This window comes from Mycobacterium simiae (assembly GCF_010727605.1).
In the GTDB taxonomy this organism is placed as follows: Bacteria; Actinomycetota; Actinomycetes; order Mycobacteriales; family Mycobacteriaceae; genus Mycobacterium; species Mycobacterium simiae.
The window spans coordinates 1,749,797-1,765,219 of the sequence record NZ_AP022568.1; the positions used below are offsets into that span (position 1 = coordinate 1,749,797).

Consider the following 15,423-nt stretch of genomic DNA (forward strand, 5'->3'; position numbering starts at 1 on the left):
TCCCCTTGCGGGTTTAGTAACGATTTAATGCCAGGTCCGCTAAGCGAGATCCTCGACGGACGCAGATTCGTTGCGCGACAAGTTGATTCCCAGGTTGGCTGCTGCCCGCTCAAGATCCTCGTCTTCGCCTTCGCGCAGCTCGATCGCCGCGCCGTCGGAAGAGAGCACCTCGACGTTGAGGCACAGCGACTGCAGCTCCTTGAGCAGCACCTTGAACGACTCGGGGATGCCCGGCTCGGGGATGTTCTCGCCCTTGACGATCGCCTCGTACACCTTGACCCGACCGACGGTGTCGTCTGACTTGATGGTCAACAACTCCTGCAGCGTGTACGCGGCACCGTAGGCCTGCATGGCCCAGCACTCCATCTCACCGAACCGCTGCCCACCGAACTGCGCCTTACCACCCAGCGGCTGCTGAGTGATCATCGAGTACGGACCGGTGGAGCGAGCGTGGATCTTGTCGTCCACCAGGTGGTGCAGCTTCATGATGTACATGTAGCCAACGGTCACCGGGTATGGGAACGGCTCGCCACTGCGGCCGTCGAACAGCACCGCCTTGCCGTCGGCGTCCACCATCACGTCGCCGTCCCGGTTGGGCAGCGTCGATCCGAGCAGACCCTGCAGTTCCTCCTCCTTGGCGCCGTCGAACACCGGAGTCGACACGATCTGGTCCGGCTGAGCGTGCCGCAACTGCTCCGGCAGGTTCTGCGCCCAGTCGGGCGTGCCCTCGATGTTCCAGCCGGCCTTGGCGACCCACCCGAGGTGGGTTTCCAAGATCTGGCCGATGTTCATCCGTCGCGGCACACCGTGGGTGTTCAGGATGATGTCCACCGGGGTGCCGTCCGGCAGGAACGGCATGTCCTCGACCGGCAGGATCTTGCCGATGACGCCCTTGTTGCCGTGCCGTCCGGCCAGCTTGTCACCATCGGAGATCTTGCGCTTCTGGGCCACGTAGACCCGGACTAGCTCGTTGACACCGGCCGGCAGCTCGTCGTCGTCCTCGCGGGAGAACACGCGGATGCCGATCACCTTGCCGGACTCGCCGTGCGGCACCTTCAGCGAGGTGTCGCGGACTTCGCGGGCCTTCTCGCCGAAGATCGCCCGCAGCAGCCGCTCCTCCGGAGTCAGCTCGGTCTCACCCTTCGGGGTGACCTTGCCGACCAGGATGTCGCCGTCGCGAACCTCGGCGCCGATGCGCACGATGCCCCGCTCGTCCAGGTCCGCCAGCACCTCGTCGGAGACGTTCGGGATGTCCCGGGTGATCTCCTCGGCGCCCAGCTTGGTGTCGCGGGCGTCGATCTCGTGCTCTTCGATGTGGATCGAGGTGAGCACGTCCTCTTCAACCAGCCGGTTGGACAGGATGATCGCGTCCTCGTAGTTGTGGCCCTCCCACGGCATGATCGCCACCAGCAGGTTCTTGCCCAGGGCCATCTCACCGTTTTGGGTGCAGGGACCGTCGGCGATGACCTGGCCGGCCTCGACGCGGTCGCCCGCGTCGACGATCGGCGACTGGTTGGCACAGGTGCCATGGTTGGACCGGGCGAACTTGCGCATCCGGTAGGTGTGCCGGGTGCCGTCGTCGGCCATCACGGTGATGTAGTCGGCGGACACCTCCTCGATCACCCCGGACTTGTCGGCGACGACGACGTCGCCGGCGTCGATCGCGGCGCGCAGCTCCATCCCGGTGCCGACCAGCGGGGCCTCGCTGCGTACCAGCGGAACCGCCTGGCGCTGCATGTTGGCACCCATCAGGGCACGGTTGGCGTCATCGTGCTCGAGGAACGGGATCATCGCGGTCGCCACCGACACCATCTGGCGCGGCGACACGTCCATGTAGTCCACCTCGGACGACGGCACGTACTCGACCTCGCCCGCCTTACGGCGAACCAGCACGCGCGACTCTTCGAAGCGGCCGTCGGCGTCAATCGGCGAGTTGGCCTGCGCCACCACGTGGCGGTCCTCCTCGTCGGCGGTCAGGTACTCGATCTCGTCGGTGACCACACCGTCGACAACCTTGCGGTACGGCGTCTCGATGAACCCGAACGGGTTGACCCGCGCGTACACCGACAGCGACCCGATCAGACCGATGTTTGGACCCTCGGGGGTCTCGATCGGACACATCCGGCCGTAGTGCGACGGGTGCACGTCGCGGACCTCGAGGCCCGCCCGCTCACGGGACAGACCGCCCGGCCCCAGCGCCGACAACCGGCGCTTGTGGGTGAGACCTGACAGCGGGTTGTTCTGGTCCATGAACTGCGAGAGCTGGCTGGTGCCGAAGAACTCCTTGATCGCCGCCACAACCGGACGGATGTTGATCAGGGTCTGCGGCGTGATGGCCTCGACGTCCTGAGTGGTCATCCGCTCACGGACAACACGCTCCATGCGCGACATGCCGACCCGGATCTGGTTCTGGATCAGTTCGCCCACGGTGCGCAGCCGCCGATTGCCGAAGTGGTCGATGTCGTCGGTTTCCACCGGCACCTCGACGCCGCCCGGAACCGTCATCGTCGGCTGGCCCTCGTGCAGGCGCACCAGGTACTCGATGGTGGCGACGACGTCTTCCTCGGTCAACGTCGACGACGTGATCGGCTCGCCGGCGTGCAGCCCCAGCTTCTTGTTGACCTTGTAGCGGCCGACGCGGGCCAGGTCGTAGCGCTTCTCCTTGAAGAACAGGTTCTCCAGCAGGGTCTGCGCGGACTCCTTGGTCGGCGGCTCGCCCGGACGCAGCTTGCGATAGATGTCCAGCAGCGCCTCATCGGTGCCGGCGGTGTTGTCCTTCTCCAGCGTCGACATCATGATCTCGGAGAAGCCGAACCGCTCCGTGATCTGCTCGTTCGTCCAGCCCAGCGCCTTGAGCAGCACCGTGACCGGCTGACGACGCTTACGGTCGATGCGCACACCGACGGTGTCGCGCTTGTCGACGTCGAACTCCAGCCAAGCGCCACGGCTCGGGATCACCTTGACGCTGTGCAGCAGCTTCTCGGTCGACTTGTCGATCGTCTCGTCGAAGTACACACCCGGCGAGCGGACCAGCTGGCTGACCACGACGCGCTCGGTCCCATTGATGATGAACGTGCCCTTTTCGGTCATCATCGGGAAATCACCCATGAAGACCGTCTGGCTCTTGATCTCACCGGTGTTGTTGTTGATGAACTCGGCCGTGACGAACAGCGGTGCCGCGTACGTCATGTCCTTGTCTTTGCACTCGTCCACCGGCGCCTTGACTTCGTCGAAGCGGGGGTCGGAGAACGACAGCGACATCGAGCCGGAGAAGTCCTCGATCGGCGACAGCTCGTACAACACCTCTTCGAGACCACCAACCGGGTTGAGCTCGCCGCGAGCGGCGGCGGTCTCGCGCCAACGCGGCGAGCCGATCAACCACTCAAAGGAGTCGGTCTGCACGTCGAGAAGCCCCGGAACCTCGAGCGGTTCGCGGAGCTTGGCGAAAGAAACTCGGTCAGGTGCTCCGGGCACGGAGTTGTTAGAACTAGAGGAGTCCGTCTTGCTCTGGCGAGAATCTGCCAAGATGCATCCTTCCAGCACCTCGTGCGACTCACGAGGACCGGGCCACCGGACCTGTTCGCCGCGAATTGTGTCGGTTATGCCGGCGAACGATCTACCCAATCCTCACGCGCGCAACTAAATAGCTGAGCTGCAGGAAGGGGCTCAGGCTAAGGACCACGGTGTCAAGTGGCGGGTGAGGGTGGGCAGGAAGTAGCCAGCGCAACGTCCAACAATAGCGCAGGCGCACGCATTCCTCAACTACCCATTCAGGGAGTATCGGCGCTGGCAGGCATCTCGAGTGTCCCGTGGGTACATGCTGCCCAACAGATTGACCTGTCCACGCCCTTGTCGTCAAGAGGAACGCACCGCAAGTTGTGAGGAAATCTCGTGGCCCCAGATTCCGGCACTTTTCGGCGCGCGCGACGAGAACCCGAGCCGTCCAGCGGCGGTATCTGGCGGATCGATCTGGCGGTGGGGATTAGTCGCCGAACTCGTGCGCCTGGTATCGGTGGGTGCCCTCGAGGTCGTCGAGGATGGCCGCCTGCGCCTTCTTGGGCAGCGTGTGCAACATCTCTCGCACGCGGGCCTGGCGGCGAGCCACACCCTTGCGCTCCGGCATCCCCGGCGTCGCCGTGATCTGCGGCGGCACCCCCTCGATCTCTTCGGTGCCGCCAGCGTGGTGGCCCTGGTCGAGCAGCGCCTGCTCTTCGGCCATGGTCGCCTCGTCCTTCTCTTCGGACATGCCGATCGGTCCGATGCGGCGGCCGTTGAGGAACTGGCGCACAACGGGCTCGTCGCTGGTGAGCAGGACCTCGCGGGGGCCGAACATGACCAGGTGCTTGCGGAACAACATGCCGATGTTGTCCGGCACGGTGCGCGCGATGTTGATGTTGTGCGTGACGATCAGGATGGTCGCGTCGATCTGGGCGTTGATGTCCAGGATCAGCTGGCTCAGGTAGGCGGTACGGACCGGGTCCAGACCGGAGTCGGGCTCGTCACACAGGATGATCTGCGGGTCCAGCACCAGGGCGCGGGCCAGGCCGGCACGCTTGCGCATACCACCGGAGATCTCGCCGGGGAATTTCTTCTCGTCTCCGCCGAGACCGACCAGCTCCAGCTTCTCCATGACGATGTCACGGATCTCGCTTTCCTTCTTTTTGGTGTGCTCGCGCAGCGGGAAAGCGGTGTTGTCATAGAGGTTCATCGACCCGAATAACGCGCCGTCCTGGAACAGCACGCCGAAGAGAGTCCGAATCTCGTAGAGCTCCTTGGCCGAGCACTCAATGATGTCGGTGCCGTCGATGACAATCGAGCCACGCTCCGGACGAAGGAGGCCGATCAGGGATTTCAAGAACACCGATTTACCGGTTCCCGACGGGCCCAGCAAAACGCTGACCTCCCCGGCCGGGATATCCAGGGTCACGTCTTCCCAAATCCTGGAGGATCCGAAGGACTTGGTCAGACCGCTGACCTCGATAGCGACGCCCATGGGAATCCTTCCGTCGACACGTGCTGCCACCTGCCCCTTTGTGTGGCTTGAGTCACTGTAGCGCACGCTCTTATCCGCACAGCACTGGTTGTACAGCACCGGAGCGAAAAATTAGCGGACTCGAGACCCCACCCTTGTTCGCAGGCTAACGGTCATCACAGCGGCGGTAAAGGGGTCACGGGGTGGGAGCCCAATTGCCGTGGAAGCCCATCGGTACGCGCTGGGGCAGATGGACCGTGGCAATCGACTCGAGCGTTTGGGCGTCGAGCAACAGTAATTGCCCTTCATCGCGACCTCGGTGATAGCCGTAACCGATCAGCACGCCGTCATCCTCGGCGCGCGTGCCCGTGGCAGACGCCGGATTCGGGACAAAGGACATCTCGCCGAGCAAAAGGCTCGGCTCGAGCGCAGCAACCATGCTGGATCCAGTCGCGTAGTCGTGCTTGTAGAGCGCGCTGGTCATCTCGGTCGCACCGCCGGACAAGTAGCCGCCGTCAAGGCCCACGGCATAGCCGAACCGGTGCCGACTGCCCAACACGCTTTCGTCGATGCGCGGGAACTCCTGCGGCCGGTCGTCGCGGCACTCGGTGGCAACCGCCCCGGTGGTCAGATTGATGGTCCAGCGGTCCAGCACCGGACGGCTGTCGCCGGGTCCGCGCAAATCCCGGTCGAACATCCGCGAGTACCGGACGACGTCCAGCACCAGCACCTCCGCCCCGGCACGCTGCTCCGAGTAAGCGTTGAGGGGGTGGTAGACGTAGCAGGGCTCGATGTCGAACCACCGCACGGCGGCCTTGCCGGTGCCGTGCGACTCGCGGGGCATCACCCCGATGCGCGCCGGGTAATCGTCCTTCCAGCTGTAGGGCATTCGATGCATGGGCCGGCGGTTGTTGTTGATCGCCGCCATCAGCGGGCTGGGGATACGGACCCGGCCGAGCACCGACTCCACCACCAAACGGGCCGGCGCGCTGAGCCAGCGCGGGACGTTGGCCGGCGCCACCTGCATGGGGTCGAACGTCACCGGTAGGTCATAAATGACCACATATTTATCGGTCAGCGAGAAGTCGTGCATCATCGGCGATCCGGTCACCTCGATGTCAACGGTGCGGCGCGCACGACCGGCGGTGTCGATCACCGAGTACTGCACGGTGCGCCCGCGCCCGAAGGAGTAGGACACGGCGTGCAGCTCGCCGCTGTGCGGATCCCGGTGCGGATGGGCGGTGTACCCACCGAACAGCGTCCCGTCGAAGTCGCACGGCCCGACCGTGTCCAGCCCATCGGTGAGTTCGTAGTTGGCACCACCGCCTTCGACGAGCGCCAGTGTTCGCCCCGCATGGGTGAGGACGTTGGTGTTGGGTCCCGCCGACAACATGCCGGCCCGCGGGTTGAGTCCCGCGGGCTGCGGTTCCCCCAGGGCAGCGCGGACGGGCGGCGTGCGGACCCATCGGTTGCGGTACCAGCACGCCTTGCCGTCGCGCAGCGCGACGCCGTGCACCATCGCGTCGCCGCTGAACCAGTGGTAGATCGCCGGGTCGACCTCGGCGGCCGGGTTTGGGCCGTTGCGCAGGTAGCGGCCGTTCAGGTGTTCCGGGATCTGCCCGGTGACGCGCAGGTCCGTCGCGGTCACCTCGGCGCTCACCGGAGCCAGGAAGTCCTCGAGATAGGGGTTGCGGACTGTCGCGCTCTGGGTGGAAGTCATGGCTGAGCTCCTATAACATTGATATTTCAGCGTTATTTGCACGCTACGCCAGCACTACGACAATGGCAAGAATCTGCTAGAGATCTGCGAGAGAAGATTGACGAGATGACTTCGGAGATTCAGCGCAGCGTTCGCGACGAAATGCTGCATGCGGCGGTGCACCTGCTCGATAACGACGGGCCCGACGCCCTGCAGACCCGCAAGGTGGCCAGCGCCGCAGGAACCTCGACGATGTCGCTGTACACCCATTTCGGCGGCATGCGGTCGTTGATCGCGGCGGTCGCCGAGGAGGGGTTGCGCCAGTTCGACGCGGCGCTGACGCTGCCGCAATCCGAGGATCCGGTCGCCGACCTGTTCCGCGTCGGCGCCGCCTACCGCCGCTACGCGATCGAGCGGCCGCACATGTATCGACTGATGTTCGGCAGCACTAGCGCACACGGCATCAACGCGCCCGCACACAACGTGCTGACCCTGACGGTGGCCGAAATCGAAGAGCGCTATCAAAGCTTCGCGCACGTGGTGCGCGGCGTGCACCGGTGCATGGCGGCCGGACGGATCACCGTCGGGCTGGCGGACGACGATGCGGCCGTGGTGGCCACCGCGGCGCAGTTCTGGGCGTTGATCCACGGGTTCGTCATGCTCGAACTCGCCGGCTACTACGGTGACGACGGCTCGGCCGTCGCCCCCGTTCTCAGCGCCATGACCTCGAATTTGCTTGTCGCACTGGGTGATTCATCGGAGCACGTCGCTCAGTCACTGAAGTCCGCGGTTGCGGCCTAAGCGCAACGAAACCCCCGGGACTCCTGCTATTAGGTGTCCCCGGGGGTTTCGTGCGAAGCGAACTACTTGACGGTGACGGTGGCGCCGGCGGCCTCGAGCTTGCTCTTGGCCTCGTCGGCGGCTTCCTTGGCGACCTTCTCCAGCAGCGGCTTGGGAGCACCGTCGACCAGGTCCTTGGCCTCCTTGAGGCCCAAGCCGGAGACGATCTCGCGAACCACCTTGATCACGCCGATCTTCTTGTCGCCGGCGGACTCGAGGATGACGTCGAACTCCGACTGCTCCTCGGCGGCCTCGGCGGCACCGCCGCCGGCAGCACCACCGCCACCGGCGGCGGCGACGGCGACCGGAGCGGCCGCGGTGACCTCGAAGGTCTCCTCGAACTTCTTCACGAAGTCGGAGAGCTCGAGCAGGGTCATTTCCTTGAACGCGTCAAGCAGGTCGTCGGTAGAAATTTTTGCCATGGTGTGGGTCCTTCCTGATTGGGGGTTTGGGATTATTCGGCGTCAGCCGGGGTCTCGGCCGGAGCTTCCGAAGCGGCTTCTTCCGAAGCGGTTGCTGCGGCGGGTGCCGCTTCAGCAGCCGGCGCCGGGGCCGGTTCGGAAGCCTTCTTCTCCTGCAGGGCCGCGGCCAGGCGAGCCATCTGCGAAGCCGGCGCGTTGAACAGCCCGGCCGCCTTGGCCAGGTTGCCCTTCATGGCGCCGGCCAGCTTGGCCAGCAGCACCTCGCGCGAATCCAGGTCGGCGATGCGCTCGACCTCGGCCACCGTCAGGGGGTGACCGTCCATGTAGCCGCCCTTGATGACCAGCGCCTTGTTCTCCCTGGCGAAGGTCTTGATGGCTTTGGCGGCGTCCACGGGCTCGCCCCTGACGAAGGCGATGGCCGTCGGGCCGACGAAGAGCTCGTCGAGTCCCTCGATGCCGGCCTCCGTTGCCGCGCGCTTGATCAGCGTGTTCTTGGCCACGGTGTAGGTGGCCGAGCCCGCCAGCGAGCGGCGCAGCTCGGCCAGGTTGGCGACCGTCAGCCCGCGGTACTCGGTGATCACGGTCGCGGTTGAGGCGCTGAATTGCTCGGCGATGTCGGCAACGGCGGTGGCCTTGTCGGCTTTGGCCATGCATACCTCCTCGGTGAAAGTCACGGTTGCACGTGTTGTCTGCGATCGCCCGAGGAACGACGAACGCCCCGGCGCAGGAAGCGGCACGGGGCGTGAAAACGGCCGGCGCACGCGCCGGCGATACTGCCTCGTCCTCCTGCGCGGGCCGCCGGGATGTTCCCGGACCTTCGACCGATTGCTCGGTGACCGACGGTCTTCGGTGGATCGCGACCAGGATAGCCTGACACGCCCTGCTCAACCAAAACGGCCGAGCTGGGGTGGCCGCTAGCTAGAGGCCCGCCAGCCGGGCCGCGCCGACCAGCCCGGCCTGTGCGCCCAACACGGCTGGCACTACCCGCAGGCCGGTCAGGTAGTCCAGGCCGACGTAATTGTTCAGGGCCGTACGCAGCGGGTCGAAGAGTAGTCGGCCGGATTTGGCCACGCCTCCGCCGATAACGACCAGGTCTAGGTCGCACACCGCCGCCACCGAGGCGATCATCGCCGCCAGCCCGGTGGCACCGCGCGCGAACGCCCGCAGCGCGATGTCATCACCGGCCCCCGCCGCGGTGGCCAGGTCGCCGGCATCGGCCCCGGGCGGTGCGGACCAGCCGTGGGCACGGGCCCAGCGCACCAGCGCCGGCCCGGCCGCAACCGTCTCGACGCAGCCGCGGCCACCGCAGGTGCACGGCTCGCCGTGCTGCTCGACCACCACATGACCGACGTGCCCCGCGTTGCCGCTGCGCCCGGTGTAGGGGGCGCCGCCCAGCACCAACCCGCCGCCCACACCCGTCGACACCACCATGGCCAGCAGAAAGCCCGCACCGCGGCCGGCGCCGTGCCAGTGCTCGCCGAGCGCCATGCAGACACCGTCGCCGCCCAGTCTTACCGGCACGCCGGGCACCGCCGCCGCGACCCGGTCCCGCAACGGAAAACCTCGCCAGCCGGGGATGTTGATCGGGGCGACGGTTCCGCGGCGCAGGTCGATCGGCCCGGCCGACGCAACCCCCACGGCGGCGACGGTACCGCCGGCTGACCTCAACGCATCGGCAATCACGGCGCCGACGACGTCCCAGACCTGTTCGGCCGAGCCGCCCGGCGGAGTGCGACGGGTGATGGTGTGCACCAATACACCTTTCGAGTCAGCAAGGCCCGCAGCGATTTTCGTTCCACCGATGTCAAGACAGAGAGTAAGCATGACCGCTCAGTGCCGATGGGTGTTGTCGGGTTGGCGGGGGTCGCCGGGATGTTCGTAGCCCGCGGCGAGCTCGACGAGCTCGGCGCGTCGTGCGTCCAGCCACAACCGGAAGGCGCGACGCCGCCCGGCGCCCAGCAGGTGTCCGGCGATCGCGGGTCGAACCTGGGCCAGCGGCGGGGCCGCCTGCGGCGGCGCGCGCCAACCGTCGACGCCGGGGCGCGACTCGGCGAACCGCAGCGGATTGCGGGCGTGGTAGGCGGCGACGTCGTCGTCGCAGATCTCGACCGCGCCGGTCACCTCGACATATAGCGCCCGCGCCCGCGGATCGGCCAGCACTGCCGCGGCCACACTGCCGATCTCCAGCCGGGCGGTCAGGTCGGGCAGCACCTGCGGCTCGGTCGGCGCGTGCTGCCCGGTCAATCCCCGCGCCGCGGCCTCGGCGGCGACGACGCGTTCGGTCACCAAGAGCTGGGTCAGCCACCGCCGCAGTTGCCGGCCCTCGCTGGTTCCGCGGGCCGGGAGCGCGGCCGCGCGCGGACCGTTGCGCAACCGCACCTCGGCCGCGTCGAGATCCTCGATCGGCACGGGTGCGCCCGCGACGGTGGCCACCCACGGGACGCTCATGTCACGGTCACCGTGACTGCCGGCGAGTAGATCAACCGGCCGGCGCAACCGATCCTGACCAGGGCCCACCACCGGCCGGGTGTCAGCCATGCCGGCGGGCAGACGTCGAAGCCGAGCTCGATGGCGCCGCGGGCGGGCAGCACCGCGCCGAGCGCAGGCGGCCCGATCCACCCCCAGGTGCCCCACGGGCTGATCAGATGGGCCTCCAGCGACAAATCCGCGCCGGCGTTACTGCCCAGCGTCACGGCCAGCCGCCCGACCTCCCCGGCCCGCAGCGCGATCGCGTCGGGCCCGTCGATGAGGTAAGTCAACTCTGTCGGTCGGCCTGCATCGACTTCCACGACGCAGACATCCTCGACGGTCTGGCGCCACGCCGGCGGCACGTCACGCCCGCGGATGCGCAGCTGCGCCCGCACCGGGTACAGTCCGGATTCCGTATCGATTGGAACGGCAAGGGATACAACGGTTTCCCGATGCTCGCCCGGGTCCAACGCGAACGGCAATTCGGTGGGCGTCGTCGACCAGCCGTCGGGGCTCAGCAGCGCGACGGTGCCGGTCAGTTTTGCGTCGGTGCAATCACTGGCCGCGGTGAGCCGCAACGTTGCCACACCGCCGGGTGAGACGGTCGTTCGCTGCGGGTGCAAATGGGCGACGGCCGGGAGCCCGCCCAGCGGCGCGGGGCCACGATTATGCAGCCAATAGCGGGCGTAAAGCGGTTGGGCGGCTTCGGCTTCCGGCCCCAGCGCGCCGGCGTGATCGAACGTCTTGGAAATGTCCAGCCGAGCCAGCACGGTCGCGACCTGGTAGCCCTGCAGCTCGATCGATTGCGCAGCCGCCCGCGGCCTCTCGAGCAGGTCGGCGAGGCCGGTGACGTCCAACGTGCCGATCGTCGAGCCAATCGAGACCCTGGTGCGCGAACCGGTCGTCTCCACCAGCCGCAGGGCTACCGCGGCGGGATCGACGGGTTCGGTCTTGCCGGCGGTCAGCGGGTTCCCGGCCGCCTTGAGCGCCCCGAGCTGCACGGCGCCGGCGGGTTCGACGTGCAGCAGCGACCCCGCCGGGGCCCACGACCCCCGCCGTCCGCCGTGCTGCACCGCGCGCAGCGGATGGGAGAACTGCGCGCTGCGCGCCGGGATTTCGGCTTGCCGCCAATCGCCGTCGTCGCACACCAGCGCGTAGTCGAAATGATGCGTCCAGTGCTGCAGCTGAAAGTTGGAGCCGTCGGGTGCGGTGCGGCGCGGATCGTCGATCCAGGTGCCCGAGGGCCAGCCCGTGCAGGACCGCAACAGCGCGGTATGCAACGTCCCGTCGGTCTCGACGGCGAAGCTGGGCACGCCACGGTTGAACAGCGCGACGGTGCGAGCCTCGAAGTTCTCCGTACCCGAGGCGCTCCGCTGGCTGACGACGATTTCGGCGTCCTCGAGATCGGCTATCACAGAGGCGATTTCGGCGGCCAGACGGTCGTCGTCGACCCCGGCGAGGACCAGCACCGGCAGCGCCCGCTCGGCGCGCAGGTCGGCGCCTGGCACCCACACCGCGGCCAACGGCCGCAAGGCGTCGGCGGCGGGCACCCACACCCTGGCCCGGCCCGTCGCGGCCAGCTGACGGTCGAGTTCGTTCGCGTACTGCGAATCGGCCAACACCGCGTTGGTGAACGCATTGCGGTCGGGGCCGCCCACCGCGATACGGACATCGGGCAGGTTGGAGTCGACGGCGAGGTTGCCGTAGCGCGGTTTATCGGCGTCGCCACAGGTGGCCGTGACGCCGGCACGCACCAGCCCAACCATCAGCTCACGCGCCAACGGCGCGGACGACGCTTCCGACGGGACAACCACCTCAGCCACGGATATCGCCCGGATGTTGTTGTTTCCCAGCCTGATTCGCGCCGCCGACGACAGACCGAACCAGCTGTAGGCCGGATTGTCCAGCGTCCACGGCTGCTGCGCGGTGTCGACGGAACACGACCCGTCGTGCAACAACGCGAAGCCTCGGCCGACGACGGCGTCCCCCACCTCGCTGACCGGCATGGCGCCCGGCACCGGGCACGACCAGCGCAGCCGCAGCAACTGGTCCGCGCCGGTGAACTCGTCGATGGTGGTGCGGCAGTCGACCCGGCCCACTCCGTCCCACAGTGTCAAAGTCTGTGTGTAGCAAAGTATTTCGCCGATGCGACCGCGCACCACCAGCCGCTGGCCGAGCGGCCCGCAATAGGCCTGTACCCGTGCCGCGGATTCCGACGAACACACCACCGGCCCCTGGGGCAGCAGATGCCAGGGTCCCTCCCCTTGCTCCGGGTGTGCCGGGTACTCCTGGTAGACGGCGAGCTCGTTGCCCAGCTGTCCGGGCGCGATCCACTCGCGACCAACGCGGCGCAACGAGGCCACCGCTCCGCCGCGCTCAGGATCGACCGTCAGCCGGTAGTGCGCGTTGCCGATCGCGCACCCCGCCATCGGCTCCCACCCGCCCGCGCTGCCCGTGGCACTGTCGGTCGGCTGCAGCCGATAGGCCCGCCAGCCCAGCGAAGCAACGTCGCGGGCCAGCCAGCTGACCGAACGCCCGTCATGCTCGATCAGCGCGGGCAGCTCCGCACCGTCGTTGTCCAGCACTCGCACCCCGGCCCGCAGCGGCGGATCCACCCGCGCGGTGACGACGTCCGTGCGCCGCTGCGTCAGCGAGTTCCACACCACCACGTCGCCGGCCGCCGCATCGACGGCGCCGGACAGCACGGAAAGCGAGTTGTCGCGAATCTCGCGGCCCAACTCCCACGCGTCGCGCCAGCCTGTCAACAGATCCAGGTAGACCTGGTCGGATTCCGAGCCGGTGATCGCGTCGTGGTGTGCGCCGTAGGCCAGTTGCACCCAGGCCTTGGCCAGGGCGGCGTGCGGATAGGGGGCGCCGGTGACCAACGCCGCGAACACCGCATAACGCTCGGCATCGAGCACCGCCTGCTCGGCGGCCCGGTTGGCCTGCTTGGTGTCGATGTAGGACACGTCTTTGCCGGTGTAGATCGGGTTCATGTCGCGGGTCTGCGGCGACGGCAGCGCCCCGCGCAGGTCCAGCTCGGCGCGCACCGCGGCGAAGAACTCCCGAGGCAGCCCGCACACGAACCGCGGCCACGTGTAGCGCGCGGCCCAGTCCCGATGGATGGCGGTGACCCACTTGTTCGGCGGGGTGTAGTCCGTGCCGACCGGCAGTAGCACGTTGCGGGTCAGCGCCACCTGCTTGAGGTCTTCGAACAGGACCCGGGTGGCCTCCTCGGCCTCATCCAGCGACGCCGCCGAATCCATCCACCAGCCCGCCGAATAATGCGCCGGCATGTAATGGGTGAGCAGGCCTGCGCCGGACGGGGAAATCCATTCGAATTCGCTACAGAACTGCATCCCGCCCAGACCGGCCGCGCTGTGCGCGGGACCCCACTGGTGGTGCGGCCCGCGGGCCCAGGAACTCGACGTCAGCCCCGCGTCGGCGGCCATCCCAGGAAACTGCGGGTCGTGGCCGAACACGTCGAGCTGCCACGCCGTGGCCGGCTCGGCGCCCAGCACATGACGCTGAAACCCAATGCCGTGCACCAGGTTTCGAATGGTTGTCTCCGGGCTGGTCAGGTTGGTGTTGGGCTCGTTGTACGTCCCACCCATCACCTCGACACGCCCTTCGGCGAGGAATCGGCGCAGGTCGGCACGATCCTCGGGATGGGCGTCCCAGTAGGGCTTGAGGTAATCCACCTCGGCCAGTACGAACTTGTACTCGGGCTCGCGGCGGGCCATCTCCAGATGCGCGTGCACCAATTCGAAACCGTTGGTCTGCCGCGCCCGGCCGGGTGGGTCTTCGGTCCACTCGCTGGTATAGGCGCCCTGGGTGTTCCACCACACCGGGTCGTAGTGGAAGTGGCTGACCATGAACATCGTCCAGCCGGGCTCGGCTACCACGAACTCGAAGGCGAATTCGAACGCCTCGCCGGCGTGTACCCGGGCGCCGCGCCGTTGACCGACCACCGGCGCCCGCACCGTCACCGGCACCTCGACCACCTTGGCGCCCACTGCCGCGAGCGCCTGTCCGCTCAGGCCGTCCCCGTCGATGCGTATCGGCGTCGGCTCCGCAACGCCGGAAACCTCGACCCTGGCCAGTTGTGACGGCGTGTCCGGCGGCCCGACGAACAGTTCGGTCGAGCTCGCCGAAATCAGCTGCATCCCCGCACTTTACGTTGCTGACCTGTAAAACTTTCCCGCTTGCTGGAAAGCTCGGTGCAACGGCGGACCTCAGCGCGGACCTGGCCGATCAACTGGACTGGCACCGAAGCCACCAGCTACGCCCACGCCTAGACGGCCTGACCGACGACGAGATCGCTTGCCTGCGAGCCTTTTAGCTGCAGCTGACCGGACGTTAGGAGAACGGCCCATGCCCGCACTCGCCCCACCGGTGGCCGACGAGCGCAGCGCCCTGCGCGAATACCTCGCCTTCCACCAAAGCTCGTATTTCGCGGTCTGCTACGGCCTCACCGACGCGCAGGCCCGGTCGTCGCCAGCGGCCAGCGCGCTGTCGATCGGCGGGCTGGTCAAGCACGTGACGCGCATGCAGCGCAGCTGGATGACCCGGGTGGCGGCCGCGCCAACGGCACCGCCGAAAGACACCCGGCCGCCCGACGCCATTGCCCGCGAATTCGCCGACCAACACGTGATGCGGCCCGACGAGACGCTCGACGGGCTGCTGCGGGCATTCGCCGAACAGAACGCGCGGTCGCTGCGACTGGTGGACGCGGCCGACCTCGACGCCCCGGTACCCGTGCCGCGCGACGTCCCGTATTTCCCGCAGGATCAGGACGCCTGGTCGGTGCGCTGGGTCATCTTGCATGTCATCAACGAACTGGCACGGCATGCCGGGCACGCCGACATCATTCGGGAAACCCTCGACGGAGCCACCATGTACGAGCTGATCGCCGGGCTTGAAGGCTGGGCGATCGAGGGCTGGGTCGCGCCTTGGGAAAAAGATTCAAAAAGGATTGAAAACGGCTGAACGGAGTGCCGGACACCACCAAGAGGCCACCA

At 67.4% G+C, this 15,423-nt stretch carries 10 protein-coding genes and 1 pseudogene; 3 read left to right on the forward strand and 8 right to left on the reverse strand.

All coding sequences use genetic code 11. From position 1 onward, the window contains the following. Positions 1 to 39: 39 nt before the first annotated feature. From rpoB to G6N33_RS08055, 3 genes are all read right to left on the reverse strand, one after another. Positions 40 to 3,525, reverse strand: coding sequence for a DNA-directed RNA polymerase subunit beta (rpoB, locus tag G6N33_RS08045; protein WP_408632768.1), 3,486 nt, complete (start codon positions 3,523 to 3,525; stop codon positions 40 to 42). A gap of 457 nt (positions 3,526 to 3,982) precedes the next feature. After that, complete coding sequence (locus tag G6N33_RS08050; RefSeq protein ID WP_044509795.1) at positions 3,983 to 4,993, reverse strand: ABC transporter ATP-binding protein; 1,011 nt, start codon at positions 4,991 to 4,993, stop codon at positions 3,983 to 3,985. Positions 4,994 to 5,168: 175 nt separating this feature from the next. Beyond that, positions 5,169 to 6,692, reverse strand: coding sequence for a carotenoid oxygenase family protein (locus tag G6N33_RS08055; protein WP_044509794.1), 1,524 nt, complete (start codon positions 6,690 to 6,692; stop codon positions 5,169 to 5,171). 105 nt (positions 6,693 to 6,797) lie between these two features. On the opposite strand from G6N33_RS08055, the gene G6N33_RS08060 reads away from it, so the two are divergent. Then, positions 6,798 to 7,472 carry a TetR/AcrR family transcriptional regulator gene (locus G6N33_RS08060; protein ID WP_044509793.1) on the forward strand — a complete coding sequence of 225 codons (675 nt, stop codon included), beginning with the start codon at positions 6,798 to 6,800 and terminating at the stop codon, positions 7,470 to 7,472. Between the two features lie 62 nt (positions 7,473 to 7,534). Here G6N33_RS08060 and rplL read toward each other — a convergent pair whose 3' ends face one another. The 5 genes from rplL to G6N33_RS08085 form a co-directional block, all read right to left on the reverse strand. Then, positions 7,535 to 7,933: a 50S ribosomal protein L7/L12 gene (rplL, locus tag G6N33_RS08065; protein WP_044509792.1), complete on the reverse strand. Its 399-nt coding sequence runs from the start codon at positions 7,931 to 7,933 to the stop codon at positions 7,535 to 7,537. A gap of 32 nt (positions 7,934 to 7,965) precedes the next feature. Continuing rightward, positions 7,966 to 8,583, reverse strand: a complete 618-nt coding sequence (rplJ, locus tag G6N33_RS08070; protein WP_044512836.1) for a 50S ribosomal protein L10 — start codon at positions 8,581 to 8,583, stop codon at positions 7,966 to 7,968. A 268-nt stretch (positions 8,584 to 8,851) separates the two neighbouring features. Beyond that, positions 8,852 to 9,757: an ROK family protein gene (locus G6N33_RS08075; RefSeq protein WP_101528774.1), complete on the reverse strand. Its 906-nt coding sequence runs from the start codon at positions 9,755 to 9,757 to the stop codon at positions 8,852 to 8,854. Positions 9,758 to 9,763: 6 nt separating this feature from the next. Beyond that, positions 9,764 to 10,381, reverse strand: a complete 618-nt coding sequence (locus tag G6N33_RS08080) for a DUF7158 domain-containing protein (RefSeq protein WP_044509791.1) — start codon at positions 10,379 to 10,381, stop codon at positions 9,764 to 9,766. Beyond that, positions 10,378 to 14,568, reverse strand: coding sequence for a glycoside hydrolase family 38 N-terminal domain-containing protein (locus G6N33_RS08085; RefSeq protein ID WP_101528775.1), 4,191 nt, complete (start codon positions 14,566 to 14,568; stop codon positions 10,378 to 10,380). Before G6N33_RS08085 ends, G6N33_RS08080 begins: the two co-directional genes overlap by 4 nt. Before the next feature lie 80 nt (positions 14,569 to 14,648). On the opposite strand from G6N33_RS08085, the pseudogene G6N33_RS27405 reads away from it, so the two are divergent. Together G6N33_RS27405 and G6N33_RS08090 are read left to right on the forward strand one after the other, a co-directional pair. Then, positions 14,649 to 14,720 (forward strand): annotated as a pseudogene (locus G6N33_RS27405) (DinB family protein); the annotation flags it as partial. 77 nt (positions 14,721 to 14,797) lie between these two features. Beyond that, positions 14,798 to 15,391, forward strand: coding sequence for a DinB family protein (locus G6N33_RS08090; protein ID WP_044512835.1), 594 nt, complete (start codon positions 14,798 to 14,800; stop codon positions 15,389 to 15,391). Positions 15,392 to 15,423: the final 32 nt, after the last annotated feature.

Bases quoted from the DNA above. Each gene is read 5' to 3' on its own strand.
- G6N33_RS08050 (WP_044509795.1), bottom strand. From the start codon at position 4,993: ATGGGCGTCGCTATCGAGGTCAGCGGTCTGACCAAGTCCTTCGGATCC.
- G6N33_RS08085 (WP_101528775.1), bottom strand. From the start codon at position 14,568: ATGCAGCTGATTTCGGCGAGCTCGACCGAACTGTTCGTCGGGCCGCCG.
- rplL (WP_044509792.1), bottom strand. From the start codon at position 7,933: ATGGCAAAAATTTCTACCGACGACCTGCTTGACGCGTTCAAGGAAATG.
- G6N33_RS08075 (WP_101528774.1), bottom strand. From the start codon at position 9,757: ATGCTTACTCTCTGTCTTGACATCGGTGGAACGAAAATCGCTGCGGGC.
- rplJ (WP_044512836.1), bottom strand. From the start codon at position 8,583: ATGGCCAAAGCCGACAAGGCCACCGCCGTTGCCGACATCGCCGAGCAA.
- G6N33_RS08080 (WP_044509791.1), bottom strand. From the start codon at position 10,381: ATGAGCGTCCCGTGGGTGGCCACCGTCGCGGGCGCACCCGTGCCGATC.
- G6N33_RS08060 (WP_044509793.1), top strand. From the start codon at position 6,798: ATGACTTCGGAGATTCAGCGCAGCGTTCGCGACGAAATGCTGCATGCG.
- G6N33_RS08055 (WP_044509794.1), bottom strand. From the start codon at position 6,692: ATGACTTCCACCCAGAGCGCGACAGTCCGCAACCCCTATCTCGAGGAC.